The sequence below is a fragment of the Brevundimonas guildfordensis genome (genome assembly GCF_014836405.1).
In the GTDB taxonomy this organism is placed as follows: Bacteria; Pseudomonadota; Alphaproteobacteria; order Caulobacterales; family Caulobacteraceae; genus Brevundimonas; species Brevundimonas guildfordensis.
Genome location: NZ_JACSQU010000003.1, coordinates 148074 through 173950 on the forward strand (window position 1 = coordinate 148074; position 25877 = coordinate 173950).

22 protein-coding genes are annotated in these 25877 nt (G+C 68.0%); 13 read left to right on the forward strand and 9 right to left on the reverse strand.

The annotated features are described in order from the left end of the window. Nucleotides 1-140 precede the first annotated feature (140 nt). Complete coding sequence (locus H9656_RS12275) at nt 141-5003, reverse strand: NAD-glutamate dehydrogenase (protein ID WP_191744554.1); 4863 nt, start codon at nt 5001-5003, stop codon at nt 141-143. A gap of 420 nt (nt 5004-5423) precedes the next feature. Beyond that, nucleotides 5424-6581, reverse strand: a complete 1158-nt coding sequence (locus tag H9656_RS12280) for an AI-2E family transporter (RefSeq protein WP_191744555.1) — start codon at nt 6579-6581, stop codon at nt 5424-5426. Between the two features lie 116 nt (nt 6582-6697). On the opposite strand from H9656_RS12280, the gene H9656_RS12285 reads away from it, so the two are divergent. Then, nucleotides 6698-8215 (forward strand): helicase HerA-like domain-containing protein, encoded by a 1518-nt coding sequence (locus H9656_RS12285; protein WP_191744556.1) that lies wholly within the window; start codon nt 6698-6700, stop codon nt 8213-8215. Between the two features lie 3 nt (nt 8216-8218). On the opposite strand, the gene H9656_RS12290 is transcribed toward H9656_RS12285, so the two are convergent. Then, nucleotides 8219-9220 (reverse strand): MltA domain-containing protein, encoded by a 1002-nt coding sequence (locus tag H9656_RS12290; RefSeq protein WP_449727636.1) that lies wholly within the window; start codon nt 9218-9220, stop codon nt 8219-8221. Nucleotides 9221-9345: 125 nt separating this feature from the next. Continuing rightward, entirely contained in the window at nt 9346-9963 is a 618-nt protein-coding gene (gene timA / locus H9656_RS12295) for a TIM44-related membrane protein TimA (RefSeq protein WP_191744824.1), read from the reverse strand. Between the two features lie 243 nt (nt 9964-10206). On the opposite strand from timA, the gene secB reads away from it, so the two are divergent. Together secB and H9656_RS12305 are read left to right on the forward strand one after the other, a co-directional pair. After that, complete coding sequence (gene secB, locus H9656_RS12300) at nt 10207-10734, forward strand: protein-export chaperone SecB (RefSeq protein WP_025976419.1); 528 nt, start codon at nt 10207-10209, stop codon at nt 10732-10734. 104 nt (nt 10735-10838) lie between these two features. Then, nucleotides 10839-11180, forward strand: a complete 342-nt coding sequence (locus H9656_RS12305; RefSeq protein WP_191744558.1) for a putative quinol monooxygenase — start codon at nt 10839-10841, stop codon at nt 11178-11180. Here the strand turns inward: H9656_RS12305 and dnaQ are convergent. The 5 genes from dnaQ to H9656_RS12330 are packed head-to-tail and all read right to left on the reverse strand — an operon-like array spanning nt 11138 to nt 14823. Beyond that, on the reverse strand, nt 11138-11863 hold the full coding sequence (dnaQ, locus tag H9656_RS12310; RefSeq protein ID WP_191744559.1) for a DNA polymerase III subunit epsilon: 726 nt from the start codon (nt 11861-11863) through the stop codon (nt 11138-11140). The genes H9656_RS12305 and dnaQ overlap by 43 nt on opposite strands. Nucleotides 11864-11868: 5 nt before the next feature. After that, nucleotides 11869-12510, reverse strand: coding sequence for a dephospho-CoA kinase (coaE, locus tag H9656_RS12315; RefSeq protein WP_191744560.1), 642 nt, complete (start codon nt 12508-12510; stop codon nt 11869-11871). Beyond that, nucleotides 12507-13361, reverse strand: a complete 855-nt coding sequence (aroE, locus tag H9656_RS12320; RefSeq protein WP_191744561.1) for a shikimate dehydrogenase — start codon at nt 13359-13361, stop codon at nt 12507-12509. Before aroE ends, coaE begins: the two co-directional genes overlap by 4 nt. Then, nucleotides 13358-13957, reverse strand: coding sequence for a Maf family protein (locus tag H9656_RS12325; protein WP_191744562.1), 600 nt, complete (start codon nt 13955-13957; stop codon nt 13358-13360). The genes aroE and H9656_RS12325 overlap by 4 nt, the downstream gene beginning before the upstream one ends. Further along, nucleotides 13954-14823, reverse strand: a complete 870-nt coding sequence (locus tag H9656_RS12330; protein ID WP_191744563.1) for a pyruvate, water dikinase regulatory protein — start codon at nt 14821-14823, stop codon at nt 13954-13956. The genes H9656_RS12325 and H9656_RS12330 overlap by 4 nt, the downstream gene beginning before the upstream one ends. Before the next feature lie 484 nt (nt 14824-15307). On the opposite strand from H9656_RS12330, the gene hemE reads away from it, so the two are divergent. From hemE to H9656_RS12380, 10 genes are all read left to right on the forward strand, one after another. Next, nucleotides 15308-16342 carry a uroporphyrinogen decarboxylase gene (gene hemE / locus H9656_RS12335; RefSeq protein ID WP_191744564.1) on the forward strand — a complete coding sequence of 345 codons (1035 nt, stop codon included), beginning with the start codon at nt 15308-15310 and terminating at the stop codon, nt 16340-16342. Beyond that, nucleotides 16339-17418: a ferrochelatase gene (gene hemH, locus H9656_RS12340; protein ID WP_191744565.1), complete on the forward strand. Its 1080-nt coding sequence runs from the start codon at nt 16339-16341 to the stop codon at nt 17416-17418. Before hemE ends, hemH begins: the two co-directional genes overlap by 4 nt. Nucleotides 17419-17428: 10 nt before the next feature. Further along, nucleotides 17429-17896: a CopD family protein gene (locus tag H9656_RS12345; protein WP_191744566.1), complete on the forward strand. Its 468-nt coding sequence runs from the start codon at nt 17429-17431 to the stop codon at nt 17894-17896. A 250-nt stretch (nt 17897-18146) separates the two neighbouring features. Further along, the gene (gene rho / locus H9656_RS12350; RefSeq protein WP_191744567.1) at nt 18147-19643 is read left to right on the forward strand and encodes a transcription termination factor Rho; all 1497 of its coding nucleotides are present in this window, start codon (nt 18147-18149) and stop codon (nt 19641-19643) included. Between the two features lie 127 nt (nt 19644-19770). Then, nucleotides 19771-20010 carry a DUF6489 family protein gene (locus H9656_RS12355; RefSeq protein ID WP_003166554.1) on the forward strand — a complete coding sequence of 80 codons (240 nt, stop codon included), beginning with the start codon at nt 19771-19773 and terminating at the stop codon, nt 20008-20010. Nucleotides 20011-20146: 136 nt separating this feature from the next. Beyond that, a complete protein-coding gene (gene mnmE, locus H9656_RS12360; RefSeq protein WP_191744568.1) occupies nt 20147-21460 on the forward strand; it encodes a tRNA uridine-5-carboxymethylaminomethyl(34) synthesis GTPase MnmE in 1314 nt (437 codons plus the stop codon). 63 nt (nt 21461-21523) lie between these two features. After that, complete coding sequence (mnmG, locus tag H9656_RS12365) at nt 21524-23437, forward strand: tRNA uridine-5-carboxymethylaminomethyl(34) synthesis enzyme MnmG (RefSeq protein WP_191744825.1); 1914 nt, start codon at nt 21524-21526, stop codon at nt 23435-23437. Next, entirely contained in the window at nt 23437-24057 is a 621-nt protein-coding gene (gene rsmG / locus H9656_RS12370) for a 16S rRNA (guanine(527)-N(7))-methyltransferase RsmG (RefSeq protein WP_191744569.1), read from the forward strand. Before mnmG ends, rsmG begins: the two co-directional genes overlap by 1 nt. Then, on the forward strand, nt 24047-24883 hold the full coding sequence (locus tag H9656_RS12375; RefSeq protein ID WP_191744570.1) for a ParA family protein: 837 nt from the start codon (nt 24047-24049) through the stop codon (nt 24881-24883). Before rsmG ends, H9656_RS12375 begins: the two co-directional genes overlap by 11 nt. Before the next feature lie 30 nt (nt 24884-24913). Continuing rightward, complete coding sequence (locus H9656_RS12380) at nt 24914-25801, forward strand: ParB/RepB/Spo0J family partition protein (protein ID WP_191744571.1); 888 nt, start codon at nt 24914-24916, stop codon at nt 25799-25801. Nucleotides 25802-25877 lie beyond the last annotated feature (76 nt).

Genomic DNA, 25877 nt, shown 5'->3' on the forward strand with positions numbered 1-25877 from the left:
GCCCGCCTCGCCAGACGACGAAACGGACGGGCCTGATTTTCTCGAAACGGCCAATAGCGCTCCAAAAAGCGCTCAAGCAGCGAGCCGCCGCGCGGCGAGCGTAGCGCGTGACGCCGGGCTGTCGCCCGGCGTCACCTCACTTAGGAAGCCGAAGCCAAGACCTCGCGGATCGCTCCATTCGCAATGGTCAGCTTGGCGAAGGTCCAGCCGGAGCCCGAGGTCTCGATCTCGTCGACCGAGCCGCGCAGGGCTTCCACCTGATCCATGCGGGCGCCGATCCAGGCGTCGACCGCCTGTTCGGCGCTGTCCTCGCCGGCGCCGGCCCCCTGGGCCGAGGCGGTGGCCACGGCGCGGGTCAGCTGCTGCTGCTCGGTCATCAGGTCCTGGATCAGGCGACGCACGGCCAGGCGATCGAAGTGATCGCCCGACGGCACCGACCCGGCCGCCACGCGCAGGCGGTCGAAGTCGAAGGCGGCGCCGACCTGGTGATAGACGCGCGCCATGGCCGGGGCGTCCCAGCCCAGCTCGGTCGCCAGGTCGCCGATGTCGGCCGTGGCCACCATCGGACGCAGCATGGCGATGTCGCGGGCCAGCTCCTCAGGCGCGCCCAGGCCGATGAAGGTCTGGACCCGGTCGTCGTAGCGGGCGTGTTCATAGCGCGACAGCACGTCCGGGCCGGCGGCGCGCAGGGCGTCGGCGGCGGGCTGATAGGCGGCGATCATGCCGCCGACCGTCGTCTCGGTGCGGGCCGCGCGGCGCGCCAGCCAGAAGGTCTGGCGACGCAGGACCAGGGCGATCTCCTGGTACAGGGCCGTCTGGGCCTCGGCCGGGATCTTCAGGTCCAGGGCCTCGACCGCCTTCCAGGCCTCGTCGAGGCGGAAGACGTGACGCGCGGTCTCGAAGGCCGTGACCATGGCGGCGGTGTCGCACTCCGCCGCCGCCCGCAGGCGGTCGGGGAAGGTCGGCCCGGCCATGTTGACGATCTCGTTCGACAGCACGGTGGCGATGATGTCGCGACGCAGGCGGTGACCCTTCATGTCCTCTTCGAACTGGGCCAGCGGGGTCGGGAAGTAGTCGACCAGCATCCGCTCGAAGAAGGCGTCGTCGGGCGCCGCCGAGGCGACGATCTCGTCGAACAGCTCAAGCTTGGAATAGGCGGTCAGGACCGCCAGCTCCGGTCGCGACAGGGCCTGGCCCTGCAGCTTCATCTCGGCCATGCGCGCGTCGTCGGGCAGATATTCCACCGCCCGGTTCAGCTTACCGATCGAAACCAGGTGCTGCATGAAGGCCTGCTGGGCGTCCAGCGCTGCGGCGCCTTCGGCCTGTTGCAGGGTCAGGGCCAGGGTCTGGTCGTAGTTGTGGCGCAGGACGTTGTCCGCCACCTCGTCGGTCATCGACTTCAGCAGGGCGTTGCGGTCCTCGGCCTTCAGATGGCCCGAGGCGATGGCGCCGCCCAGCAGGATCTTGATGTTCACCTCCTGGTCGGAGGAGTCCACGCCGGCCGAGTTGTCGATGGCGTCGGTGTTCAGGCGAACGCCCGCGCGCGCGGCCTCAATGCGGCCCAGCTGGGTCATGCCCAGGTTGGCGCCTTCGCCGATGATCTGGGCGCGGATGTCCCCGCCGTTGACGCGGATGGCGTCGTTGGCCTTGTCGCCGACCTGCAGGTTGGTCTCGCCCGAACCCTTGATGTAGGTGCCGATGCCGCCGAAGTAGAGCAGCTCGGCGCGGGCCTTGAGGATGGCCTGCATTAGGGTGACCGGGTCGACCGTGTCGGCCTCGATGTCGAGCAGGTCCTTGATCTGCGGGGTCAGGGTGATCGACTTGGCCGAGCGCGAGAAGACGCCGCCGCCTTCCGAGATCAGGCTCTTGTCATAGTCCTGCCAGCTGGTGCGCGGGGTCTCGAACAGACGCTTGCGCTCTTCCCACGACGTGGCGGGATCCGGGGTCGGGTCGATGAAGATGTCGCGGTGATCGAAGGCGGCCACCACCTTGGTCGCCTTGGACAGCAGCATGCCGTTGCCGAAGACGTCGCCGGACATGTCGCCGACGCCGACCACGGTGAAGGGCTCGGTCTGGATGTCCTTGCCGACCTCGCGGAAGTGACGCTTGACCGCCTCCCAAGCGCCGCGCGCGGTGATGCCCATCTCCTTGTGGTCATAGCCGGCCGAGCCGCCGCTCGCGAAAGCGTCGTCCAGCCAGAAGCCGTAGGACTGGCTCACGCCGTTGGCGATGTCCGAGAAGGTCGCCGTGCCCTTGTCGGCAGCCACGACCAGATAGGGGTCGTCGCCTTCCCAGGCCACGACATTGGCCGGACGCACCGGGGCGGCGTCGCCGACGATGTTGTCGGTGATGTCCAGCATGCCCGACAGGAAGGTCTTGTAGGCGCGGATCGCCTCGGCCTGCATTTCCTCGCGCGTGCCGCCGACCGGCAACTGCTTGGGATAGAAGCCGCCCTTGGAGCCGACCGGGACGATGACCGAGTTCTTGACCTGCTGGGCCTTCACCAGGCCCAGGACCTCGGTGCGGAAGTCGTCACGACGATCCGACCAACGCAGGCCGCCACGCGCCACCGGGCCGAAGCGCAGGTGCGAACCCTCGATATGCGGCGCCCAGACGAAGATCTCGCGGAAGGGCTTGGGCAGGGGCAGGTCGGCCAGTTCCTGACCGGCGATCTTGATCGAGATGTGCGCCTTCGGATGACCCTCGGCGTCGACCTGATAGAAGTTGGTGCGCTTGATCCCGTCGATCAGGGCCGCGATCCGGCGCAGAGCGCGGTCGTGATCCAGGCTCTTCACGTCCTGCAACAGGGTCTCGATCTTGGCGTCCAGCTCGGCCACGGCCGCTTCACGCTCGGCGACCGAACCGCCGTGGGCGGGATCGAACTTGGCCTTGAACAGCGACACGATGGCGCGCGCCACGTCGGGGTACTCGCGCAGGGCCGCTTCCTGAACCGCCTGCGACGGGTCCAGACCGGTCTGCTGGCGATAGCGGGCCAGTGTGCGGATCAGGGCCGCCTCGCGCCAGTCGACGCCCAGCTCCAGCACCAGACGGTTGAAGCCGTCGCTCTCGGTGCGGCCGTTCCACACGGCCTTGAAGGCCTCTTCGAACGGGGTCTTGAGATCGGCGAACACCAGGTCGGCGCCGCGCGGGTCTTCCAGCAGGAAGTCGTGGATATAGATCGGCTCCTGACCGATCGTGCGCACCACGTGGTCGGATTCCTCGAGCGTCTTCAGGCCCATGTCGGCCAGGATCGGCAGGACGTCCGACAGCGGCACGGCCGAGCCGCGACGATACAGTTTGAAGCGGAACTGCAGGTTGGTCTCGTCGGCGGTGCGGAAGGCGCGCACCGCCACCGGCTCGGCGTGAACGCCATTGGCGGCCGCGCCGTCGTTGAGACGGTCGAACTGCTCCAGATCAGCCACGGCCTCGGCCGCGTCATAGCGGTCGCGGAAGGCGACGCCGAAGCCCTCGGCCCAGCGGGCGCTGGTCGGGCCGACGGCGGCCTCGTCCACCCCGGCCTGGCGCAGGGCGCGCTCGAAGCGGTCGATCCAGCTGCGGCCGGCCTCGGCCACCTCGGCCTCCAACGCCTTGAGATCCGGCACCGGGTGCTCGCCCGGCGTCACGCCGATGATGTAGTGGACGCGGGTCAGCGGCTGGTCCGACATCTGCGGATAGGCGGCCGACACCCGGCCGCCCCAGGCCTCGGCCAGGATGGCGCCGATACGCTGACGCAGCCCGGCGTCGTAGCGCTCGCGCGGCACGAAGCACAGCACCGAGACGAACCGGTCGAACGGATCGCGGCGCGTGAACAGGCGGATGCGCGGGCGGTCATACAGGTGCAGGATGCCCAGCGCCGTATCCAGCAGCTCGTCCTCGCCGATCTGGAACAGCTCGTCGCGCGGATAGTTTTCGAGGATGGTGCGCAGGCGCTTGTGGTTGTGGCTGCCGGGCGTCTTGTCGGCGCGGGCCAGGGCGTTCTCGACCTTGCGGCGCAGCAGCGGCACCTCATGCGCCATGACGTCGTAGGCTTCATGGGTGAACAGGCCGACGAAGCGCGTCTCGCCCACGGCGCGGCCCTGATCGTCGAAACGCTTGACGCCGATGTAGTCCATATAGGCGCGGCGGTGCACGCGAGAGCGCATATTGCCCTTGGCTACGGTGACCGGCTCGCTCTCGTTCAGCTGGGCCTGCATGGCGGGCGTCAGCACGGCCGGCTCATTGGCGCGGCGCAGGACGCGGCGCTCCGGATCGCTGAGAATGCCCAGTCCATCCGTCGACTGGTTCAGAGGCGCCTCGGCCTCATAGGCGCCGTCGGCCCCGCGCGGATAGTCGTACTGGCGGGCGCCCAGGAAGACGAAGTGGTCGTCCTTGACCCAACGCAGGAAGGCCAGGTTCTCGGCCAGGACCTCGCTCGCCACGCCGACCGGCGGGTGGGCCTCCAGGCGGGCGATCTCGGCGCCCATCGCGTCAAGCATCGGGGCGTGGTCGCGCACGGCGGCGCGGACATCGGCCAGGGCGGCCGCCAGACCTTCACCCAGGGCGTCGCGGCGCTCCTGCGGCAGGGGATCGATGACGGCGATGATCAAGGAATCGCGGCGCCCGGCCTCGACCTCGACGATCGGGTGGAACAGGGCGCGCACGGTGACGCCGGCCTCGGCCAGTTCGCCCAGCACGCTGTCGACCAGGAAGGGGCCGTCGTCCTGCAGGATCAGGATCTGGTCATAGCCGGTGTTGACGCCGTGTTCGTCGACCAGAGGACCGACGGTGATGCGGGCGGGCTCGCCCGCCTTGCGGGCCTGGGCGCCGCGCCATGCGCCGGCCAGCAGGATCGCCAGATCGTCGCCGCCCAGTTCGGGCGTCTCATCGGCGGCGTAATCGTCGAACGCCTGGGCCAGCAGGGCCTTCTCGGCGGCCCCCGGAGGCGCCGCAATCCGCGCATAGGCCGCTTCCAGCGCTCCCAGGTCAGCGGGAACGGCGGGAACGATGCGCGAAGCAGCGGACATGACGAAAGTCTCAAACGGCGCGGGGCAAAACCGCTGGGGAAAACTGCGGCACCTTAGCGCGCCCGGCGAGAACGGCTAGGCCGCTCAAGCCCCGAATTGCATGGATTTTCAGTGTGCAGCGCACCATGTGGCGCAAGGGGCCCAGTTGTGGATGGTTTTTCGCATCCGGGGCGCTCAGCTGTCCATCACAAGCCCCATTTTCGCCGCGTTTGGACCGATCCGACCGGCCAGAAGCGTCGACCCTGGCCCCAAAAACGAACAAGGCCGTCGAACGATGTCCGACGGCCTGCTCGGTCCGGCGCTAGGAGGGGGAGGGAAGCGCCGGCCTCAGACGCCGCAGCCCGGGAGGGGGAGGGGAGGGCCGCGTCGTGTGAGGATGAGATAGGCGGCGATTGCGGCCTTTCAAGGACAATTGAAGGATTATTTCAGGCTTCGATCCTGCGACGGGACGTCGCGGCCCAAAAGTCGTCCGAGCCAGGAAGAACCGCCCTTTGGCGGGCTTTCCTGGCCGGGTTTGCGGGCATAGGGTTCGCCATCGCCGGACAGCAGGACGGCGATCCAGCGCGAGCCCTTGAACTCCGCCAGAATGGCCATGGCCATCACCGCCAGAGGGGTCGACAGGAACATCCCCGCCACGCCCCACAGCTTGCCCCAGAAGGCCAGGGCCAGCAGCACGACGATAGGGTCGATGTTCTGGTTGTCGCCCTGCATCCGCGGCTGCACCAGATTGCCGACCAGGAACAGCAGGACCTGAAGCCCGACGAAGAGCACCGCCGCCGGCCAATAGCTCTCAAACTGGACCAGGGCGAACAGCGGCGGCGCGCAGCCGGCCACCGCCCCGCCCAGCACCGGGATGAAGCCGACGATGAAGATGACGAAGGTCCAGAACTCAGCGTTCTGGAGCCCCACAGCCCGCATCAGCACCCACGCCACGGCGCAGATCATGGCCCCGGTCACAGCCTGGACCCACAGATAGCCCTCGACCCCGCCGCGCACGCGCTCGAACACCTCCAACGCCTCCTGACGCGGGCCGCGCTCGGGGAACATGCCGACCATCTTCTTGCGGAAGCCCGCCTGCGAGGCCAGCAGGAAGCCCAGGTAGATCATGACGAAGAAGGCGCCCGTCGCCGCCCCCTGCACCTGGAAAGCGGCGCTGGTCAGCCAGCCGCGTACGTCGATACCGGCGATCATGTCGTGGAAGGTCGGCGGGTCGCTGATCCCGACGAGGGCGGACACGTCGCGGCTGATCTGATCGATACGCGGACCGATATTACCCGCAACGCCCGAGGCGTCGGTGAAGAAGCCCGCCGCCCCATCGACGATGATCCAGATCGACAGCAGGAACCCCAGCACCACGGCGATCAAGGCCGCCGCGCCGGCGAAACGGGGCGGAATCGGCGTGCGGCGCTCGATGGCCCGCTTCACCCCGTCGATCATGATCATCAGGAACATGGCCATGGCCAGGGGCGTCAGGATGTCCCGCAGCCAGTAAAGCGCCGCCCCTGCCGCCACCACAGCGATCAAGACCACCGCATGGGCGGCCGGCGAGGAATGGCGGACGGTGATCGGAAGCTTCATGGCGAGACTGTCATCGTGGCATGGACCGGCGTCAATCGCTGTCAACCGCCGAGGTTCCGCCTTGCAGCGGCGGCGCGGGCGATTAAGCATGGACTGTCACGCAGGAGACCCGCTTCATGACCGACGCCCCCGCTCTGTTTCTCGGCCAGTCTTTTGAAGGCGCGCCTGAACGCCTGCTGTTGAACCGGGCCAATCGCCACGGCGTCGTGGCGGGCGCCACCGGCACCGGCAAGACCGTGACCCTGCAGATCATGGCCCAGGGCTTTTCCGAAGCGGGCGTCCCGGTGTTCTGCGCCGATGTGAAGGGCGACCTTTCCGGGATCAGCCAGGACGGCGGGCTGGAGAAGTTCGCTGAACGCGCCGGCAAGATGGGCCTGACGCTCAACGGCAAGTCGGCGCCCGTCGTCTTCTGGGACCTGTACGGCCAGAAGGGCCATCCGATCCGCGCCACGGTGTCGGACGTCGGCCCGGTGCTGCTGGCCCGGATGCTGGAGCTGAACGACGTGCAGGAAGGGGTGCTGACGGTCGCCTTCCACGTCGCCGACAAGGAAGGCCTTCTGCTGCTGGACCTGGAGGACCTGCGCGCCCTGCTGGCCCATGTCGGCGAGAACGCCCAGACGATCGGCCGCGAGGTCGGCAACGTGTCGCCCACCTCTATCGCCGCCATCCAGCGCGCCCTGCTTCAGTTGGAGCAGCAGGGCGGCAAGGCCTTCTTCGGCGAACCGGCCCTGCGGCTTGAGGACATGATGCGCACCGCCCTGGACGGCCGGGGCCAGGTGAACGTGCTGGACGCGACGCGGCTGATGAACAGCCCGCGCCTGTACGCCGCCTTCCTGCTGTGGCTGCTGTCCGAGCTGTTCGAGCAGCTGCCCGAGATCGGCGACCCGGAGAAGCCGCGCCTGGTCTTCTTCTTCGACGAGGCGCACCTGCTGTTCAACGACGCGCCCAAGGGCCTGCTGGAGAAGGTCGAGCAGGTGGTGCGCCTGATCCGCTCCAAGGGCGTCGGCGTCTATTTCGTGACCCAGAACCCGGCCGACATTCCCGACAGCGTCCTGGCCCAGCTGGGCAACCGGGTGCAGCACGCGCTGCGCGCCTATACCCCCGCCGAGCAGAAGGGCCTGCGCGCGGCCGCCCAGAGCTTCCGCGCCAACCCGGCCTTCGACACCGCCGAGGCCATTCAGGCGCTGGGGGTCGGCGAGGCGCTGGTGTCCACGCTCGACGAAAAGGGCGCCCCGACCGTCGTGGCCCAGACCAAGATCCGTCCGCCGGATTCGCGCCTGGGCCCGGCGACCGAAGCCGAGCGCGCGGCGATCATGGCCGCCAGCCCGGTGCGCGGCCTCTATGACACGGCGATCAACCGCGAGTCGGCCGAAGAGGTGCTGAAGGCCCGCCGCGCCCAGGCCGACCGTCTCGAAGCCGAAACCGCCTCAGCGGCGGCTGATGCGAAGGCGGCGGAAAAGGCCGCGCGGTCCGCGCCGGCGCCGAGCCGCGAACGCGCCGCGCCCCGCGCTCGGGCCGCCTCCAACCGCCAGACGCCTATGGAGGCCCTGACCAAGTCGGTCTTGCGCACCGCCGGCTCCACCATCACCCGCGAACTGCTGCGCGGCGTATTGGGCAGCCTGAAGAAGCGCTAAAGGTCAGCCGCGCGGGATCAGGCGCCACATCCGCAAGGGGTGGCGCACCGCGCCCGCCTCTAGGCCCGCCGCGTCGCCGCGCCCGATGTAGAGGTCCGCGCGCACCGGGCCGCGGATGGCCGAGCCCGTGTCCAGCGTCACCACCAGGCCGCGATAGCTGGCGCGGGCCCCGCGCAGGTTGCCCCCGTCCGCCTCGATCCAGGCCGCCTCGCCATAGGTCCAGCGCGACGGGTCCACCGCCACCGAACGCCGCGCGGGCAGGGGCACGCCTGCCGCGCCCGTGGCCTCATTGCCGTCGTCCGGACTGGTCGTGAAGAAGATGTAGCGCGGGTTCAGCGCCATCACCCGTCGCGCTTCGGGTCCGCGATGGGCCGCCAGCCAGGCGCGGATGGCCTCGCCCGAGGTGCCGTCGCGCGGCAGCAGACCCTCATCGGCCATGGGGCGGGCGATGCCGACGAACTTGGCGCCGTTGTCGGCGGCGTAGGCGGCGCGCAGACGGGCGCCGTCGGGGAAGGCAAGGGTGCCGGATCCCTGAATCTGCAGGAAGAACAGATCCTCCGCCTTCATCCAGGCCAGGACGGAAGACTGCGCCGATCCGGCCTCGATGGCGGCGCGATCGCCGACGCTGGACGGATTGGCCGGCCGGCTGAGCACCGGCGCGTCGAACTCGGCGTCCGGCGCGCGGCGGGCCGGGTACTCGGGCGCGAAATAGGCGGTCAGCAGGCCGCGCCCGCCGTCATCGGTCTGGACCTCGGTCGCCGAGAAACGGCTCTCAAGAAAGGCGCGGGCGTCGCTGGGACTGGCGCGCGCGACGAGGGCGCGGGCGTCGCGGCAGGTTTCAACCGCAATACGGGACGGACCGCATCCGGCGGCATAGGCCCGCAGAGCGGCCAGGTGGTCTTCCTCGGCCCAGCCGGGCAGGGCGGCAAGGGGGAGCTCGCCTGCGACCGGCGGCAAGGTCGGTCTATCGATGGGCGGCAGGGGTCGAGGATCGGGCGTGGGCACGGCGCGAGGCGCCGACGCGCACGACGCCGCCAGCAGCGCCAGGACAGCAACGCCTGTCCAGGCAAGCGGAGCCTTTGGATAACGGGCCGCGCCCGCCTGATCGAGGGACACGGACCGGGCTAGCATCAAGCGGCGGCCGGCTCAACGCGGGCCAAGGCCCAGTTGGGATCGGACGCGCCCAGGCGGCGCTCAAAAGTCCAGATTTCAGCGGTGCGGCGCTCTTCTGTGACGGTCTCGCCGCCCGAAGGGGTCAGCGACCCGCGCACCTCGGCCAGGAAGCGCACCTTGGCCAGGGCGCGATCGCCCTCGGCGGTGGCCAGTTCCAGGTCGGCGCGGGGGGCATGGACCAGTTCGGCGCTCTCGGCGTCGCCGCGCGCCTCACGGGCGGCGATGCCCGCCTCGAACGAACTCATGACCTTGTCGGTTAGCAGCGGGCGCAGGGCCTCGCGGTCGCCCTTGGCGTAGGCGCGTACGATGGTCTCATAGGCCTGACGCGCGCCTTCCAGAAACCGGTGCGGGTCGAAGTTGGGGTCGCGCGCCTTCAGCCCGGCGATCGCCGCCGTCAGCGCGGGATCGGCGACAGGGCCTTTGGGCGCTTCGGCCGCGCCGCCCAATGCCGCCGGGACCGGCATCGGCTTGGGATTGTCCTCCGGCTGGCGGCCGACCTTCTTGCCCAGCACATTATAGAGCTGAAACAGCAGAACCGCCGCGATGACGGCGAATATCACGATCTGAAAGGTCACCGGCACGGTGGGTTCCTCGATTAGTCAGGCCGCCGGTCACACGACAGGCGGGCCAGGGGCTCTCCCCAGAGGCAGGGCGTGCCCTGTGATTAGGGGTCGATCCGGGCGGGCGCAAGGCGAAGCAGGGGGCGAACGCCGGTCTCGACGTTGCGACACAGGGTCTCGTCATGCTACCGCCGCCGCTCACGCCCGCCTCCGGAGGGAGCGGGACGCCTCCATTTCTGCAAGACGGTTTCCACACCCATGACCGACGCCACGCCGCCCGCCGACGCCAACGGCCAGACGCCCGACCAAGCCCAGCCGCAGGACGGCCAGCCGCAAGGCCCGGGCTTCCGCATCCTGGCCCAATACGTCCGCGACCTGTCGTTCGAGAACCCCAAGGCGCCGGACAGCCTGCGCATCGACGGCAAACCCGCCATCGACATGGGCGTCGAGATGAACGCCCAGGGCCGCCCCGACGGCCTGTTCGAAGTGGACCTGAAGCTGTCGATCAAGGCGACGGCCGATGACAAGTCGCCGGTGTTTCACGTGGAACTGCTCTACGGCGGCCTGTTCGCCCTGCAGGGCGTCCAGCCGCAGGACATCGAGCCCCTGCTGCTGATCGAGTGCCCGCGCTACCTCTTCCCCTTCGCCCGCCAGATCATCGCCCAGGCGACGGCGGACGGCGGCTTCTACCCGCCCTTCATGGTCGACCCGATCGACTTCGCCGCCATCTACATCGCCCGCCAGCAGCAGATCGCCAGCGCCCCGGCTGAGACCGGCCAGGCTTGACGCCTGGGTCGCTAACGCGAGGCGCGCGGCGCCTCGCTGCTTGAGCGACTGTTATGTGGAGGGGCGTCCGATGGGCGCCCCTTTTCATTTGCAAGGACAGCGTAGTGCTCAAGGTCATCGCCGAGGACTTCATCAAGCCTGAACATATCGAGACGGTGCGGCCTCTCTACGCCGAACTGGTGCGGCTGACGCGGGGCGAGCCCCTGTGTCTGGCCTATGAGCTGTTCGAGGATCACAAACAGCCGGGACACTTCATCTTCATCGAGGAATGGCCCGATCAGGCCGCGCTCGACGCCCATTGCGCCAGCGAGCATTTCCGTCGCCTGGTTCCCCAGATCGACGCCTGCCAGACCAAGCCCGGAACCTATATTCTGATGAAGCCCGTCCTGGCGGACCCCAACGATCAGGCGGCTTCTTCGGCCTCGGCTTCGACCGTCACGCCATAGCCCGCCCACAGGCTGAAGTCCTTGATCGTCGCCTTGAGGAAGGCCAGGTGGGCCGCCTCTTCCTCGGCCGTGACGAAGGAGGGCAGGGGGCGCGGCCGGGCGCCGTAGGCGGCGCGCACCGCTGTCTCCGCAGGACCGCCGCGCGTCGACGTCAGGTCCAGCGCCCGCTCCTTGCCGCCGCGCAGCTCCAGATAGACCTCGGCCAGCAGGCGGGCGTCGATCAGGGCGCCGTGCAAGGTGCGCTCGACCAGGCTGATCTTGTAGCGCTTGCACAGGGCGTCCAGCGAGTTGGCCATGCCCGGAAACCGCTTCTGGGCCAGGGCCAGGGTGTCGATCCAGCGATCCTGCGGCGGCGGCTTGCGGCCAATCCGGCCGATCTCGAAGTCGATGAAGTTGCGGTCGAAGTTGGCGTTGTGCGCGATCAGCGGCGCATCGCCCAGGAACTCCATCAGGTCATCGATAACCTCATGGAATTTGGGGGCGTCCTTCACCTTGTCGTCGGTGATGCCGTGCACCTTGATGGCGTCGGGCGGGATCAGCCGTTCGGGGTTAATGAAGCGGTGAAAGGTCCGGCCCGTCGGCAGCAGGTCCTCGATCTCGATGCAGCCCACCTCGATCAGCCGATCGCCCGTCTTGGGATCGAAGCCGGTGGTTTCAGTATCGAGGACGATTTCGCGAGCCATGCCCCTTAATGCCGGGGTTCCGCTCCGAACGAAAGAGCGCCGCGCGGCGGCGTCCACGACGGCGACAGGACTGTCCCCACGATCTGGCGTACCTGATCGCGCGCCGCCTGCAGGCCCCGGCCCGTGTCGACGACGAAGTCGGCGCGGGCGCGCTTTTCAGCGTCCGGCGTCTGCCGCGACAGTATGGCGTCGAACCGCTCGCGCGTCATGCCGGGTCGAGCCAGCACGCGCTGGGCCTGCACCTCGGGTTCGGCGGTGACCACCACCACGGCGTCTACGGCGGCGTCGCCGCCCGTCTCAAACAGAAGCGGGATGTCCACCAGCGCCAACTGCGCGCCCTGAACCTCCGCGGCCTTCAACGCTTTCGCGCGGTCCGCCGCGACCAACGGATGAACGATGGCCTCCAGGCGCTGAAAGGCGGTCTCGTCGCGCCCCAGAGCCTCGGCCAGCCGCGTGCGGTCGACCGCGCGATCCACGACCACGCCGGGGAAGGCCTGCGCCAGCGGCGCGACTGCTGCTCCGCCCGGCCCATAGAGCCGATGAACCGCGGCATCGGCGTCCCACATCACCGCGCCTTCTTCGGCGAACATCTGCGCCGTCGTGGACTTTCCCATGCCGATGGAGCCGGTCAGTCCCAGAACGATCATGCAGCGGCGTCCAGATGGGCCATAGCCACGGCGCGCAGGTCCAGCGGCGGCGGCGGGACGCCGAAAATAGCCTCGAATGACGGTCCGGCCTGACCGATCAGCATGGCCAGCCCATCGACCGTAGTCAGCCCCCGCGCCTGCGCCGCCGCCAGAAAGGGCGTGAGCACCGGCTTATAGGTCATGTCCATGACGACCGCGTCGGCCTTCAGGACGCCGACGTCGATTGTCGGCGGCGCGCTCAGGGCGTTGATGACCAGATCGGCCTTGGCCAGCACGCCTTCGTCCTCGGCGACCGCCACCCCGGCGCCCAGATCGGCGGCCAGAGCCTCGGCGCGGCTGCGCGTGCGGTTCAGGATCGACAGGCGCGCGCCGGCCTCGACAAGGGAGCCCGCGACCGCGCGTGCGGCGCCGCCCGCGCCCAGCATGACGACATGGGCGCCGTTCAGTTCGAAGTCGGGCGCCTGTTCCGCCAGGGCGTAGAGCACGCCCGCCCCATCGGCGCTGTCGGCGCGGACCCGGCCGTTTTCAAACACCAGGATGTTGGCTGACCCCGTCGCCTTGGCCGCCGGGGCGACGTCGTCGGCCAGGGCGAAGGCCTGTTCCTTGAACGGCGCCGTGACGTTGAGGCCCTGGATCAGGCCCGCACGCCCGGCGGCGACCAGGGTGCGGAATCCATTGGGGTCTTTCGGCTGAAACGCGACATAGGATCCGTCGACAGCCCCGGCCTCCAGCCAGGCGTTATGCAGGATCGGGCTGAGAGAATGGCCGATCGGATTGCCGGCGACCCCGCCCAGGCGGACCTGGCCGGTGATGCGCGCCGGACGGAGCGCCGGTTCCGTTTCTATGTTCATGACGCAATGATCCCCGCACGCCTCAACTCTGTGAGGACGGGCCATAACGGCAATCCGAGAACAGTGAAATAGTCGCCTTGCACTGCGTCAAAAAGTTGCGCCCCCATCCCCTCGAGCCGGTAGGAGCCGACACAGGCCAGCAGGCCTTCGCCTTCCGCCGTCAGATAGGCGTCAAGGAAGGCGTCGGAAAAGGCGCGGACCTTCATTTCGGCCGTATCCAGCCCGCTCCATACGATCTGGCCTTTGTGCGCCAGAGCCGCGCCCGAGTGCAGGTGGTGCGAGCGGCCGCGCATGGCCGACAGGCGCTCGCGCGCCGCCGCCAGCGTCGGCGCCTTGGAGACCAGCCCCCCGTCAAAGGCCAGGGTCTGATCGGCGCCGAGCACCCAGGCCTCCGGGTCATGACGCGACACCGCCAGCGCCTTGGCCCGCGCCAGCTCCACCGCCAACTCGGCTGGATCGACCCCCGGCGTCTTCAGGGCGTCTTCGTCCACATCGGCGACCTGGACGGCGAAGGGCACGCCGGCGTTTTCCAGCATGGCCCGGCGCGCGGCGCTCTTGGAGGCCAGGATCAGACGTTCATGGGGGGCCTCGGTCACATCGGCGCTCCCAGGCGGCGGCTGCGCCGCTCGCTCAACAGGTTGATGATGGCGGCGGCCGTCTCCTCGACCGAACGCCGGGTCACGTCGATGGTCGGCCAGCCGCGCCGTTCAAAGGCGCGCCGCGCCTTGATGGTCTCTTCGCGCACGGAGTCATGGTCGACATAGGCCGAGGCATGGCCGGCGTTCAGTCCGTCCAGGCGATTGCGGCGGATCTGCACCAGGCGGTCCGGCGAAACCGTCAGGCCGACCACCAGCGGGTTCTTCAGCGCCGTCAGCCGCTCGCCGTCTTCCTGCCCCGGCACCAGCGGCACGTTCGCCGCCCGAATGCCGCGATGCGCCAGATAGATGCAGGTCGGCGTCTTGGACGTCCGGCTGACGCCGCACAGGACGACATCGGCCTGTTCCAGCTGCTCCAGCGTCCCTTGTCCGTCATCGTGGGCGATGGCGTAGTCCAGCGCGCTCATCCGGTTGAAATAGCCGGTGTCCAGCGCGTGCTGGGCGCCGACCCGTGCTGAAACATCCGCCCCGAGGTAGCGAGACAGGGCGCCGACCAGCGGGTCGAGCGCCCCGATCTGCGGCATCTGCAGCCGACGACAGCCGACTTCCAGCTGTTCGCGCAACTCGCGATCGACCAGCGTATGCAGGACCACGCCAGGCGCCGCTGCGATTTCTTCCAGCACCCGCTCCATCTGCTTGTTGGACCGCACCAGGGCGTAGATGTGCTCGATGGGAATGACGCCGTCGAAACGGGCGATCACCGCCTTGGCCATGGCGTTCAACGTTTCCCCCGTCGAATCCGAGACGAGGTGGACATGGAAGTATGTGGCCAGACGCGACGCGCCGGGAGGACGGGCAGGGCTCATGAGGACGGCGTCTCCTTCTGTCCCACGGTCGGATCATCCCCGCGCCCTGTTGAAAAGCCGGGGCGCCGTTCGTGAAAGACCGGGCGCCGAATCCTGTAGCAAGCCCTGTCGCCGGTCGCGAGCGGGGATCGCGGGCGCCGTTGCCGCGATCGGCGCCGGAGTCGTCCGCCTGGGCGCCGAGGTTTCATCCCATGCTGTGGGCAGGACTCGCTGTCCAAATTCGGCGCCCGTGGATTCACCCACAACGGCGCCCAGAGACAAACCCGAGTCTGGCGGGTGTTTCACGGCTTATCCCCATGACTCACACCCCGGCCGGCGATCACGCGGATTCCTTCGCCGTGAAACGGGGACAAGTCGGAGTCCAACCGGGACGGTCCAAGGTTATCCCCGTGCTCCCCGGCCCTGCTTCCAACCTCTAATTCTTTCAATTCTTAAATCTGAATAGGTATTGAGGCTTGGGGGTGTGCATCCTAAAGCCCAAGACATGAGCACGCCCCTTCTGATCCAGGCTCTCCAGGGCCAAATCCTTTCCCGCCCGCCTGTGTGGTTCATGCGTCAGGCCGGGCGCTACTTGCCGGAGTACCGCGAGCTGCGGGCCAAGGCCCCGGACTTCATCGCCTTCTGCCTGAATCCGGAGATGGCGGCCGAAGCGACCCTGCAGCCGATGCGTCGTTTCGGCTTCGACGCCGCCATTGTCTTCGCCGACATCCTGCTGATCCCCGGCGCCCTGGGGCAGAAGGTGTGGTTCGAGGCGGGGGAAGGTCCGCGCTTGGGCGCCCTGCCGTCGGTGCAGTCGATGGCCGACAAGGCTCAGCAGGCTGGAGAGGCCCTCAAGGCCGTGGGCCAGACGCTCAGCCTGGTGCGCGCGGAACTGGAGCCGGAACGCGCTCTGATCGGTTTCGCCGGCGCGCCTTGGACCGTGGCCACCTACATGCTGGACGGCGAACACCGGACCATGGGCAAGGGCGAGCGCGGTCTGGCGCGCACCTACGCCTATACTCAGCCTGAGATCGTTTACGGCCTGCTGGACGTGCTGGTGGAAGCCACCGCCCACTATCTGAAGATGCAGCAGGACGCAGGCGCTCAGGTGCTGAAGATCTTCGAGAGCTGGGCCGAGGGCCTGCCCGACGATCTGTTTGAGAGCCTGGTGCTGAAGCCGCATCAGAAGCTGGTCGCCCGCGCACGTGAACTGGGCGTCACCGTGCCCCTGATCGGCTTCCCGAGGGGCTCGGCGGCCCTGGCCGAACGCTATGCGCGCGAATGCGACGTGCAGGGCGTGGCGCTGGATACCGCCTGTCCGCTGGAAGTCGGCAAGCGCGTCCAGGCCATCAAACCCATTCAGGGGGCGCTGGACCCGCTGCTGCTGCGTGCGGGAGGCGACGCTCTGGATCGCCGTGTCGACCAACTGATGGAGGCCTGGGGCCAGGGGCCGTGGATTTTCAACCTCGGCCACGGCATCCTGCCTGACGTGCCCATCGCCCATGTCGAGCAAGTGTTGAAACGGATCGGCGCCCAATGAGCCAGACCGCCGCTACCCCAGAGGGACGACCCAACCGGCGCGTGGCGGTCGTCCTGACCAATCTGGGCGGTCCTGATCGCCCCGAAGCGGTCAAACCCTTCCTGTTCAACCTGTTCAACGATCCGGCCATCATCGGTCTGCCGGGGATCGTGCGCACGCCGCTGGCGAAGCTGATCTCCAGCCGCCGCGAGACCTCGGCCCAGGCCAACTACGCCCTGATGGGCGGCGGCTCCCCCTTGCTGCCAGAGACGCAGAAACAGGCCGAGGCCCTGTCGCGCGCGCTGGCGGACGCCTCGCCGGGCGACGACAGCCGGGTCTTCATCGCCATGCGCTACTGGCACCCGCTGACGGAAGAGACGGCGGCGGCTGTGAAGGCGTTCCAGCCCGACAAGATCGTCCTTCTGCCCCTCTATCCGCAGTTCTCGACCACCACGACGGCCTCCTCGGTGAAGAAGTGGACCGAGTGCTACGACGGACCGGGCGAGACCCACGTCGTCTGCTGCTACCCCGACGCCGAGGGCCTGATCGAGGCCCAGGTCCGCCTGATCCGGCAGACGTTGGACAAGGCGCAAGGCAAGCCGGTGCGGGTGCTGTTCTCGGCCCATGGCATCCCCGAGAAGCTGGTGGCGGCCGGCGATCCCTATCAGGCTCAGGTCGAGGCCACCGTCGCCGCCGTGGTCGAGCGCATGGGGCTGACCGACTGGGCCATCTGCTATCAGAGCCGTGTCGGGCCGCTGAAATGGCTGGGCCCCGCCACACCGGACGCCATCGAACAGGCGGCCAGAGACGGCGTGGGCGCGCTCGTCGTGCCGATCGCCTTCGTCTCGGAACACATCGAGACCCTGGTCGAACTGGACATGGAATACGGCGAGCTGGCCCATAAGGTCGGTTGCGCCCCTTACCTGCGCGCGCCGACGGTCAGCGCCGACCCGGTTTTCATCACCGCCCTTGCCGATGCGGTCGGGCGGGCGCTGGAGGCGCCGGGAACCGCCCCGCAGGGGGCTTCGCAGGGTGGACCATGCGCCCACTTGAAAGCCTGCCCGTCCGGCTGTTCAAAGGCGTCCAAGGCGGCCTGAGGGGAGCGACATGGACTATTACAACCTGGCCCGCGGGCTACACATCCTGGCGGTGATCGCCTGGATGGCCGGAATGCTCTTCCTGCCGCGTCTGTTCGCCTATGACGCCGAGCAGAACGGCAAGCCTGAACCCCTGCGCAGTGACATGCAGGCCCTGCTGCGTATCTGGCAGACGCGGCTGCTGCGGATCATCATCAACCCGGCGATGATCCTGGCCTTCGTCTTTGGCGGCTGGCTGCTGTGGCTGCGCAGCGGCGACGGCGCCGACTGGTCCTTCGCCCATCAGCCGTGGATGGTGACCAAGCTGATCGGCGTCTTCCTGCTGGCCGGCTGGCATGGCTTCCTGGCCGGGCAGCGCAAGAAGATTGCGGCCGGGACCTCCAAATATTCGGGTCGTTTCTGGCGCATGACCAATGAGATTCCCTTCGTCCTGGCCATCATCATGGTGTTGTCGGTGACGATGGAGTGGAGTTTCTGAGCGCCCTGACGCGAGCGACGCCGTCGCTCGCTGCTTGAGGGGCCTTGACCCGTATGGGTCTTTCGTGGTTCCGCTGCGGAGAACCGTGCGGCCGATCCGTGCAGCGCGGTCCCTCTCTTTTCGCGACGCCTGCCGGTTTGAGCCTGCGGGAGCCCGTCGCCCTCCCTCCCAGCCCCTGCGGCTGAAGCCATTACGACCTTCTGCTCCTGGCCGCCTTGCAGCGTCCGGGCGCGCGAACGAGCACGCCATCATGACCGATACGCCTGAGACGCCGGACACCGAAGTCACTGAAAATGCAGCGGAAACGCCCGTCGAACGACCGCGCCGCACCCTCAGCCTGGGCGGCAGCCGCGCGGCGGCGCCGGTCGAAGAGGCCGAGCCCGAAGTCCCTGCTCAGGCTATCTCTGACGACGACGACCACGGCGTCGACACGACGGCCGAGGACGACGATGAGGACGACGACGGCGAACCGATCGTCCCCAACGGTCGCATCACCCTTCAGGAACTGAACGAGAAGACGCCGGAAGACCTGGTCGCCTTCGCCGAGGGTCTGGACATCGAGAACGCCGGCAACCTGCGTAAGCAGGACCTGCTGTTCGCCATCCTGAAGACCCTGGCTGACGAAGAGGTCGAGATCATCGCCTCGGGCGTGCTGGAGATCCTGCCTGACGGCTTCGGCTTCCTGCGCAGCCCCGACGCCAACTATCTGCCGGGTCCGGACGACGTCTATGTCTCGCCGTCGCAGATCCGCCGCTTCGGCCTGCGTTCGGGCGATACGGTGCACGGCGCCGTGCGCGGTCCGCGCGAGGGCGAGCGCTATTTCGCCCTGCTCAAGGTCGACACGATCAACTTCGAAGATCCGGAGATGGTCAAGACCAAGGTCCTGTTCGACAACCTGACGCCGCTCTATCCCGAAGAGCGTCTGCACATGGAGATCCAGGACCCGACGCTGAAGGACCGCTCGGGCCGGGTCATCGACATCGTCGCTCCGCTGGGCAAGGGCCAGCGCTGCCTGATCGTCGCCCCGCCGCGCGTCGGTAAGACGGTGATGCTGCAGAACATCGCCAAGTCGATCGAACGCAACCACCCGGAAGTCTTCCTGATCGTCCTGCTGATCGACGAACGCCCCGAAGAAGTCACCGACATGCAGCGCACCGTGAAGGGCGAGGTCGTCGCTTCGACCTTCGACGAGCCCGCCTCGCGCCACGTCGCCGTCGCCGAAATGGTGATCGAAAAGGCCAAGCGTTTGGTCGAACACAAGAAGGACGTGGTGATCCTGCTGGACTCCATCACCCGTCTGGGCCGCGCCTACAACGCCACGGTCCCGTCGTCGGGCAAGGTGCTGACCGGCGGCGTCGACGCCAACGCCCTGCAGCGGCCCAAGCGCTTCTTCGGCGCCGCGCGCAATGTGGAGCAGGGCGGCTCGCTGACCATCATCGCCACGGCCCTGATCGACACCGGCAGCCGCATGGATGAGGTGATCTTCGAAGAGTTCAAGGGCACCGGCAACTCGGAAATCGTCCTGGACCGCAAGGTCGCCGACAAGCGCATCTTCCCGGCCATCGACGTGCTCAAGTCGGGCACCCGCAAGGAAGACCTCATCACGCCGAAGGATCAGCTGGCCAAGACCTATGTCCTTCGCCGCATCCTCAACCCGATGGGTCCGCAGGACGCGATCGAGTTCCTGCTCGACAAGCTGCGCCAGTCCAAAAACAACGGCGACTTCTTCCAGTCGATGAACACCTGATAGGGTCCCTAACGCCTCGCACGCGGTGCGAGGCTGCTTGAGGGCGAAATTCCCTCATGTAGTCGCACGCCGCGCGTGCGACGTTGGGGAGCGAAAACGTGTTTCACGTGAAACAGGAGCGTGGGTCATGAAGCTGAACATCGAGATCGACTGCACCCCGGCCGAGGCTCGCGCCTTTCTGGGCCTGCCCGACGTGACGCCGCTCAACGACCATCTGGTGGCCGAGATGCAGAAGCGCATGGACGCCAACATGGCCGCCATGCAGCCCGATGAGCTGATGAAGACCTGGACCAGTTTCGGCGTTCAGGCCCAGGACCAGTTCCGCCGTCTGATGGAAGCCGCCGTCACGGGCGCGGCCAAGCCATGATCCGGCTTTCCTCCCCACGCCGTGGGGAGGGGGACCGCGAAGCGGTGGAGGGGCTCTTCCCGGCCGGTGCAAGCCCCTCCGTCTCGCCGCCTTCGGCGCCGATCCACCTCCCCATTCCATGGGGAGGAGAAACGATATGACTGACACGATCTTCGCCCTCGCCACGCCGCCCGGACGCGGCGCCATCGCCGTCGTGCGCCTGTCGGGGCCGGGGACGGGAGCGGCTCTGACCGCGCTCGGGGCAGGGGGGCTGGCCCCACGTCTGGCCTCGGTGCGCAGCCTGCGCCACGACGGCCGCCTGATTGACGAGGCCCTGGTGCTGCGCTTCGTCGCGCCGCGCTCCTACACGGGCGAGGACTCGGCCGAGCTGCACCTGCACGGCGGTCGCGCCGTCATCGAGGCGGCCAGCGCCGCCCTGATCGCCCTGGGCCTGCGGCCGGCCGAACCGGGCGAGTTCACCCGACGCGCCTTCCAGAACGGCCGTATGGATCTGGCCCAGGCCGAGGCGGTCGCAGATCTGATCGACGCAGAAACGGAAGCCCAGAAGTCTCAGGCCCTGGGTCAACTCGACGGCGCCTTGTCGGCCGCCTACGGGGGCTTTCGCCGCGACCTGCTGAAGGCGCTGTCCCTGGTCGAGGCCGAGATCGACTTCCCCGACGAGGAAGTGCCCGACAACCTGGCGCGCAGCGCCGGGCCGGTGCTCGACGCCCTGGCCGCCGACCTGCGCTCAGCCCTGGCCGACAGCGATCGCGGACGACGGGTGCGCGAGGGCTATCGCATCGTCCTGATTGGCGAGACGAACGCGGGCAAGTCGTCTCTGTTCAACGCCCTGGTCGCGCGTGAGGCGGCCATCGTCACCCCCATCGCCGGGACCACGCGCGACGTGCTGGACGCGGACATCATGATCGGCGGTTACGCCGTCACCTTGTCCGACACGGCAGGCCTTCGCGAAAGCGACGATGTGGTCGAGGCCGAGGGCATTCGGCGGGCTCGGCTTCGGGCCGAGCGGGCAGATCTGCGCCTGTGGGTCCGCTCGCCCTCGACCGACGGGGCTGAGGACCCGGCCGCGGCCTTCGTGCGCCCCTCCGATCTTCAGGTGCTGAACAAGGCCGACCTGGGCGCCGTGACGCCGACGCCGGACCTCGAACCCGTCAGCGTCAGCACGACGACGGGGCAGGGGCTGTCCGAACTGCATGACTGGATCGCCGCCCGCCTGGCGCGCGACCTGTCCGGCGCTGACTTCCCCGCCGTGACCCGCGAGCGCCATCGCCGCCGTTTGACCGAGGCCTTGTCCGCTGTCGAGGAGGGGCGCCGGGCGCTCGATCTGGCGCCTGAGATGGCGGGTGAAGACTTGCGCCGCGCGGCCGACGCCCTGGCCCGCGTCACCGGGGCGATCGGCGTTGAAGACATTTTGGGCGAGGTTTTCTCGTCCTTCTGCATAGGCAAATAGGCCCGGCTTTCGCCTGTTTCACGTGAAACAACGGTTCCTCTACCGGTGGCGATTTCGGCCCGGATGCACTATGTGAACCCCATGAGTTCAAGCCTCGATCACACCTTCGACGTCGTCGTCATCGGCGGCGGCCACGCCGGTTGCGAAGCCGCGACCGCCGCTGCCCGCGCGGGGGCCCGCACCCTGCTTCTGACGCAGAAGCTGGAGACCATCGGCGAAATGAGCTGCAACCCGGCCATCGGCGGACTGGGCAAGGGCCATCTGGTGCGCGAGATCGACGCCCTGGACGGGTTGATGGGCCGGCTCGCTGACGTGTCGGGCATCCAGTTCCGGATGTTAAACCGGTCAAAGGGCGCCGCCGTGCGCGGCCCGCGCAGTCAGATCGACCGCCGACTGTATCGTGAAGCCATGCAGGCCGAACTGGCGGACTATTCGAACCTGGCCGTGATGGCGGGCACCGCTGAGGGCCTGATCCGGACCGGCGACCGTGTCGTCGGCGTGACGACGGGAGCAGGGGAGACGATCCGCGCTGGGGCTGTGGTGCTGACGACCGGCACCTTCCTCAACGGGGTCATTCATCGCGGCGACCTGCGCATTCCGGCCGGCCGCTACGGCGAGGACCCCTCGACGGGTCTCGCCGGCGATCTGCACGCGGCCGGTCTGATGATGGGGCGGCTGAAGACCGGGACGCCCGCGCGTCTGGACGGGCGCACCATCGCCTGGGAGCGGCTGGAGATGCAGGCCGCCGACGACCAGCCCGTGCCTTTCAGCTTCCTGACCGACCGTATCGAGGTGCCCCAGATCGCCTGCGGCGTGACACACACGACCGAAGAGACGCACCGCATCATCGCCGACAATCTGGGCGAAAGCGCCGTCTATGGCGGCAAGCTGGCCGGGCGGGGGCCGCGCTACTGCCCCTCGATCGAGGACAAGGTGGTGCGCTTCGCCGACAAGACCAGCCACCAGGTCTTCCTCGAGCCCGAGGGTCTGGACGACCCGACCGTGTATCCCAACGGCATTTCGACCTCGGTGTCCGACGCGACACAGCTGGCCTTCCTTCACACCATGCCGGGTCTAGAGAAGGTTGAGGTGTTCCGCTTCGGCTACGCCATCGAATACGACTATGTCGACCCACGTGAGCTGACCCCGGCGCTGGAGGTCAAGAAGCGGCCGGGCCTCTACCTGGCGGGCCAGATCAACGGCACGACCGGCTATGAAGAGGCGGGAGCTCAAGGCCTCATCGCCGGGCTCAACGCCGCCCGAGCCGCGGCGGGGTCGGAGCCCCTGATCCTTGGTCGCGACCAAGCCTACATCGGCGTCATGATCGACGACCTGGTGACGCGCGGCGTGACAGAACCCTATCGCATGTTCACCAGCCGGGCCGAATACCGCCTGACATTGCGCGCCGACAACGCCGATCAGCGCCTGACCCCGATCGGCATCGAGGCCGGTATCGTGGGGGCAGAACGCTGCAAGGTATGGCTCGACAAGTCTGACCAGTTGGACCGGGCGAACCGTGTTTCACGTGAAACGCAGTTCACGCCCAAGGAGGCGGGGGCGCTGGGCATCATCGTCAACGCCGATGGTCAGCGTCGCTCGATCCGCGATCTGCTGGCCTTCCCGAACGTGTCCCTGGAGCAGTTCGTAGCCATCCGGCCCGAGATCGCCGATTGGGCGCCTGCCGTGCGGGAGCAGGTGGAAATCGACGCTGTTTACGCTGGCTATCTCGATCGTCAGGCCCAGGACGCCGAGGCGTTGCGGCGGGAGGAGGGGCTGACCTTGCCCGCTGACCTCGACTACGCCGTCATCGGCGCCCTGTCGAATGAAGTGCGCGAGAAGCTGGCCCTGATCCGACCCCTGACGCTGGGCCAGGCCGGGCGGATCGAAGGCATGACGCCGGGCGCCCTGACCGCGCTTTTAGCGCACGTGAAGAAGGTGAAGGGCGTGGAAGCTGACCTCGCGGCGGTTGTCGCCTGATGCAGGACGCCATTGAAGTCTTCCGCGCCCAGACGGGGGCGAGCGACGCCAACATCGCCGACCTGAAGACCTTTCTGGCCATGCTGAGTGATGCCAACGAGGTGATGAACCTGGTCGGACCGGACACTCTTCCTGACTTTTGGAACCGCCACGCCTGGGACAGCGCGCAGTTGCTGAGCCTGGCGCTCGAGGCCAAAACCTGGGCCGATCTCGGAGCAGGGGCCGGCTTCCCCGGCGTGGTTCTCGCGATCATGCTGAAGGAGCGGCCGGGCGCCCATGTCTGGCTGGTCGACAGCCTGGGCAAGCGCTGTCGCTTCCTGCAGACCATCGTTGATGCTCTGGATCTGCCCGCCACCGTCGTCAATGGGCGGGCCGAGGAGCAGACGATTACAGTCGACATCGTCACGGCGCGGGCCGTGGCGGCGATGGAGAAGCTGCTGGGTTATGCACAGCCCTACTTCCAACGCGGTGCAAAAGGCCTGTTCCTCAAGGGCGAGAAGGCCGAGGTTGAGTTGAAAGAGGCCCGTCGGGTCTGGCAGTTTGAAGCTGAGCTTACCGTCTCGCGCAGCGATCCGCGCGGCCGCATCGTTTCACTGGGGAGCCCTCGCCGTGTCCGTTGAGTCCGTAAAGCCGCCCCAGGTCCATGACACCCGCGTTCTGGCGGTTTCGAACCAGAAGGGCGGGGTGGGCAAGACCACGACCGCCATCAACCTGGGCACAGCGCTGGCCGCCATCGGCGAGAAGGTGCTGATCGTGGACATGGACCCGCAGGGCAACGCCTCCACAGGCCTGGGTGTTCCACGTGAAACACGGCGCGTGACCATCTACGACGTCATTGTCGATGGACGCCCCGTGGACGAGGCGGCGATCGAGACCGCCGTGCCTGGCCTGTTCATCGTTGCCGCCGACCCCGACATGTCGGGGGTCGAGATCGAACTAAGTCAGTCGGATCGTCGCTCCTATCGTCTGCGTGACGCCCTGGCGAAGCAGGGAGGGAATGGTCATTCTCGGTATGACTATGTGCTGATCGACTGTCCGCCGTCGCTGAACCTTCTGACGTTGAACGCCATGTCGGCCGCCGACGCCGTTCTGGTGCCGCTTCAGTGTGAATTTTTCGCTCTGGAGGGGCTGACCCAGCTGATGCGGACCATTGAAATGGTGCGCCAGAGCCTGAACCCGGCGTTGGAGATTCAGGGCCTGGTCCTGACCATGTACGACAGGCGCAACGCCCTGTCGGGCCAGGTGGCGGCCGATGTGCGCGCCCACTTCGGCGACAAGGTCTACGACAGCGTCATTCCCCGGAACGTGCGGGTGTCCGAGGCGCCGTCGTTCGGCAAGCCGGCCCTGATCTATGATCTGAAGTGTGCAGGCAGTCAGGCCTATCTGAAGCTGGCGCGTGAACTGGTGGCGCGCGAGCGCCAACGTCGTCAGGCCGTCGCGGCCTGATCAAACTGATAAGTAAACGGAAACAGCATCTTGTCCGAACGTCAGCGTGGTCTGGGCCGGGGTCTCTCGGCGCTTCTGGGAGAAAACGCGCAGGAAGCGGTCGCCGTCGATGCGGCGGGTCCGGCTCCTGCGGGCGTGCAACGCGCCCCGATCGAAGCGCTGAAGCCCAATCCGGACCAGCCACGCAAGATCTTCGCCAAGACCGACCTGGACGAACTGACGGCGTCGATCCGCGACAAGGGCGTGCTGCAACCGATCCTCGTGCGGTCGCAGCCAGGCGAGAGGGGCGTGTGGCAGATCATCGCCGGGGAGCGTCGCTGGCGGGCGGCCCAGGCCGCGCGTCTGACGCAGGTGCCGATCGTCGTGCGCGAGATGGACGACATCGAGGTGCTGGAAGTTGGCGTCATCGAGAACGTCCAGCGCGCCGATTTGAACCCGATGGAAGAGGCTAACGCCTACGCGGTGCTGATGGAGCGCTTCGGCCGCACCCAGGACGCTCTGGCCGGGGTCGTGGGCAAGAGCCGCAGCCATGTCGCCAACACCCTGCGTCTGTTGCAACTGCCGGAAACGGTGCGCGAGCACGTGGTGCGCGGGGAGCTGTCCGCGGGTCACGCGCGGGCGCTGATCACCGCGCCCGACGCTGTGCAGTTGGCCGCCGAGGTCATCGCCAAGGGCCTGAACGTGCGCCAGACCGAGGCCCTGGCCCGTCGTGCGGCCGAGGGGCCGAAGACGCCCAAGGCCCGGCCCGCGCCGAACGGGGAGGGCGCGGCCGACATCGCCGCTCTGGAGCAGGATCTGTCCGACGCCCTGGGGCTGAAGGTGTCGCTGGCCGACAAGGGCGGCAAGGGCGAGATCACCGTCAAATACGGCACTCTGGAGCAGCTCGACGACCTGTGCCGTCGTCTGATGCGGGGCTGAGCGACTGGATAAAAAAGCCCGTCCGCGGCCGAGCCGGGACGGGCAAGTCGGGGATGAGAGCGGAGCCGACCCGCCA

Coding starts and splice junctions, on each gene's coding strand:
- rsmG (WP_191744569.1), top strand. CDS start 23,437: ATGCAGGACGCCATTGAAGTCTTCCGCGCCCAGACGGGGGCGAGCGAC.
- H9656_RS12280 (WP_191744555.1), bottom strand. CDS start 6,581: ATGAAGCTTCCGATCACCGTCCGCCATTCCTCGCCGGCCGCCCATGCG.
- H9656_RS12345 (WP_191744566.1), top strand. CDS start 17,429: ATGGACTATTACAACCTGGCCCGCGGGCTACACATCCTGGCGGTGATC.
- H9656_RS12285 (WP_191744556.1), top strand. CDS start 6,698: ATGACCGACGCCCCCGCTCTGTTTCTCGGCCAGTCTTTTGAAGGCGCG.
- aroE (WP_191744561.1), bottom strand. CDS start 13,361: ATGAACATAGAAACGGAACCGGCGCTCCGTCCGGCGCGCATCACCGGC.
- mnmG (WP_191744825.1), top strand. CDS start 21,524: ATGCACTATGTGAACCCCATGAGTTCAAGCCTCGATCACACCTTCGAC.
- H9656_RS12355 (WP_003166554.1), top strand. CDS start 19,771: ATGAAGCTGAACATCGAGATCGACTGCACCCCGGCCGAGGCTCGCGCC.
- hemH (WP_191744565.1), top strand. CDS start 16,339: ATGAGCCAGACCGCCGCTACCCCAGAGGGACGACCCAACCGGCGCGTG.
- rho (WP_191744567.1), top strand. CDS start 18,147: ATGACCGATACGCCTGAGACGCCGGACACCGAAGTCACTGAAAATGCA.
- dnaQ (WP_191744559.1), bottom strand. CDS start 11,863: ATGGCTCGCGAAATCGTCCTCGATACTGAAACCACCGGCTTCGATCCC.
- secB (WP_025976419.1), top strand. CDS start 10,207: ATGACCGACGCCACGCCGCCCGCCGACGCCAACGGCCAGACGCCCGAC.
- coaE (WP_191744560.1), bottom strand. CDS start 12,510: ATGATCGTTCTGGGACTGACCGGCTCCATCGGCATGGGAAAGTCCACG.
- H9656_RS12330 (WP_191744563.1), bottom strand. CDS start 14,823: ATGAGCCCTGCCCGTCCTCCCGGCGCGTCGCGTCTGGCCACATACTTC.
- H9656_RS12275 (WP_191744554.1), bottom strand. CDS start 5,003: ATGTCCGCTGCTTCGCGCATCGTTCCCGCCGTTCCCGCTGACCTGGGA.
- hemE (WP_191744564.1), top strand. CDS start 15,308: ATGAGCACGCCCCTTCTGATCCAGGCTCTCCAGGGCCAAATCCTTTCC.
- mnmE (WP_191744568.1), top strand. CDS start 20,147: ATGACTGACACGATCTTCGCCCTCGCCACGCCGCCCGGACGCGGCGCC.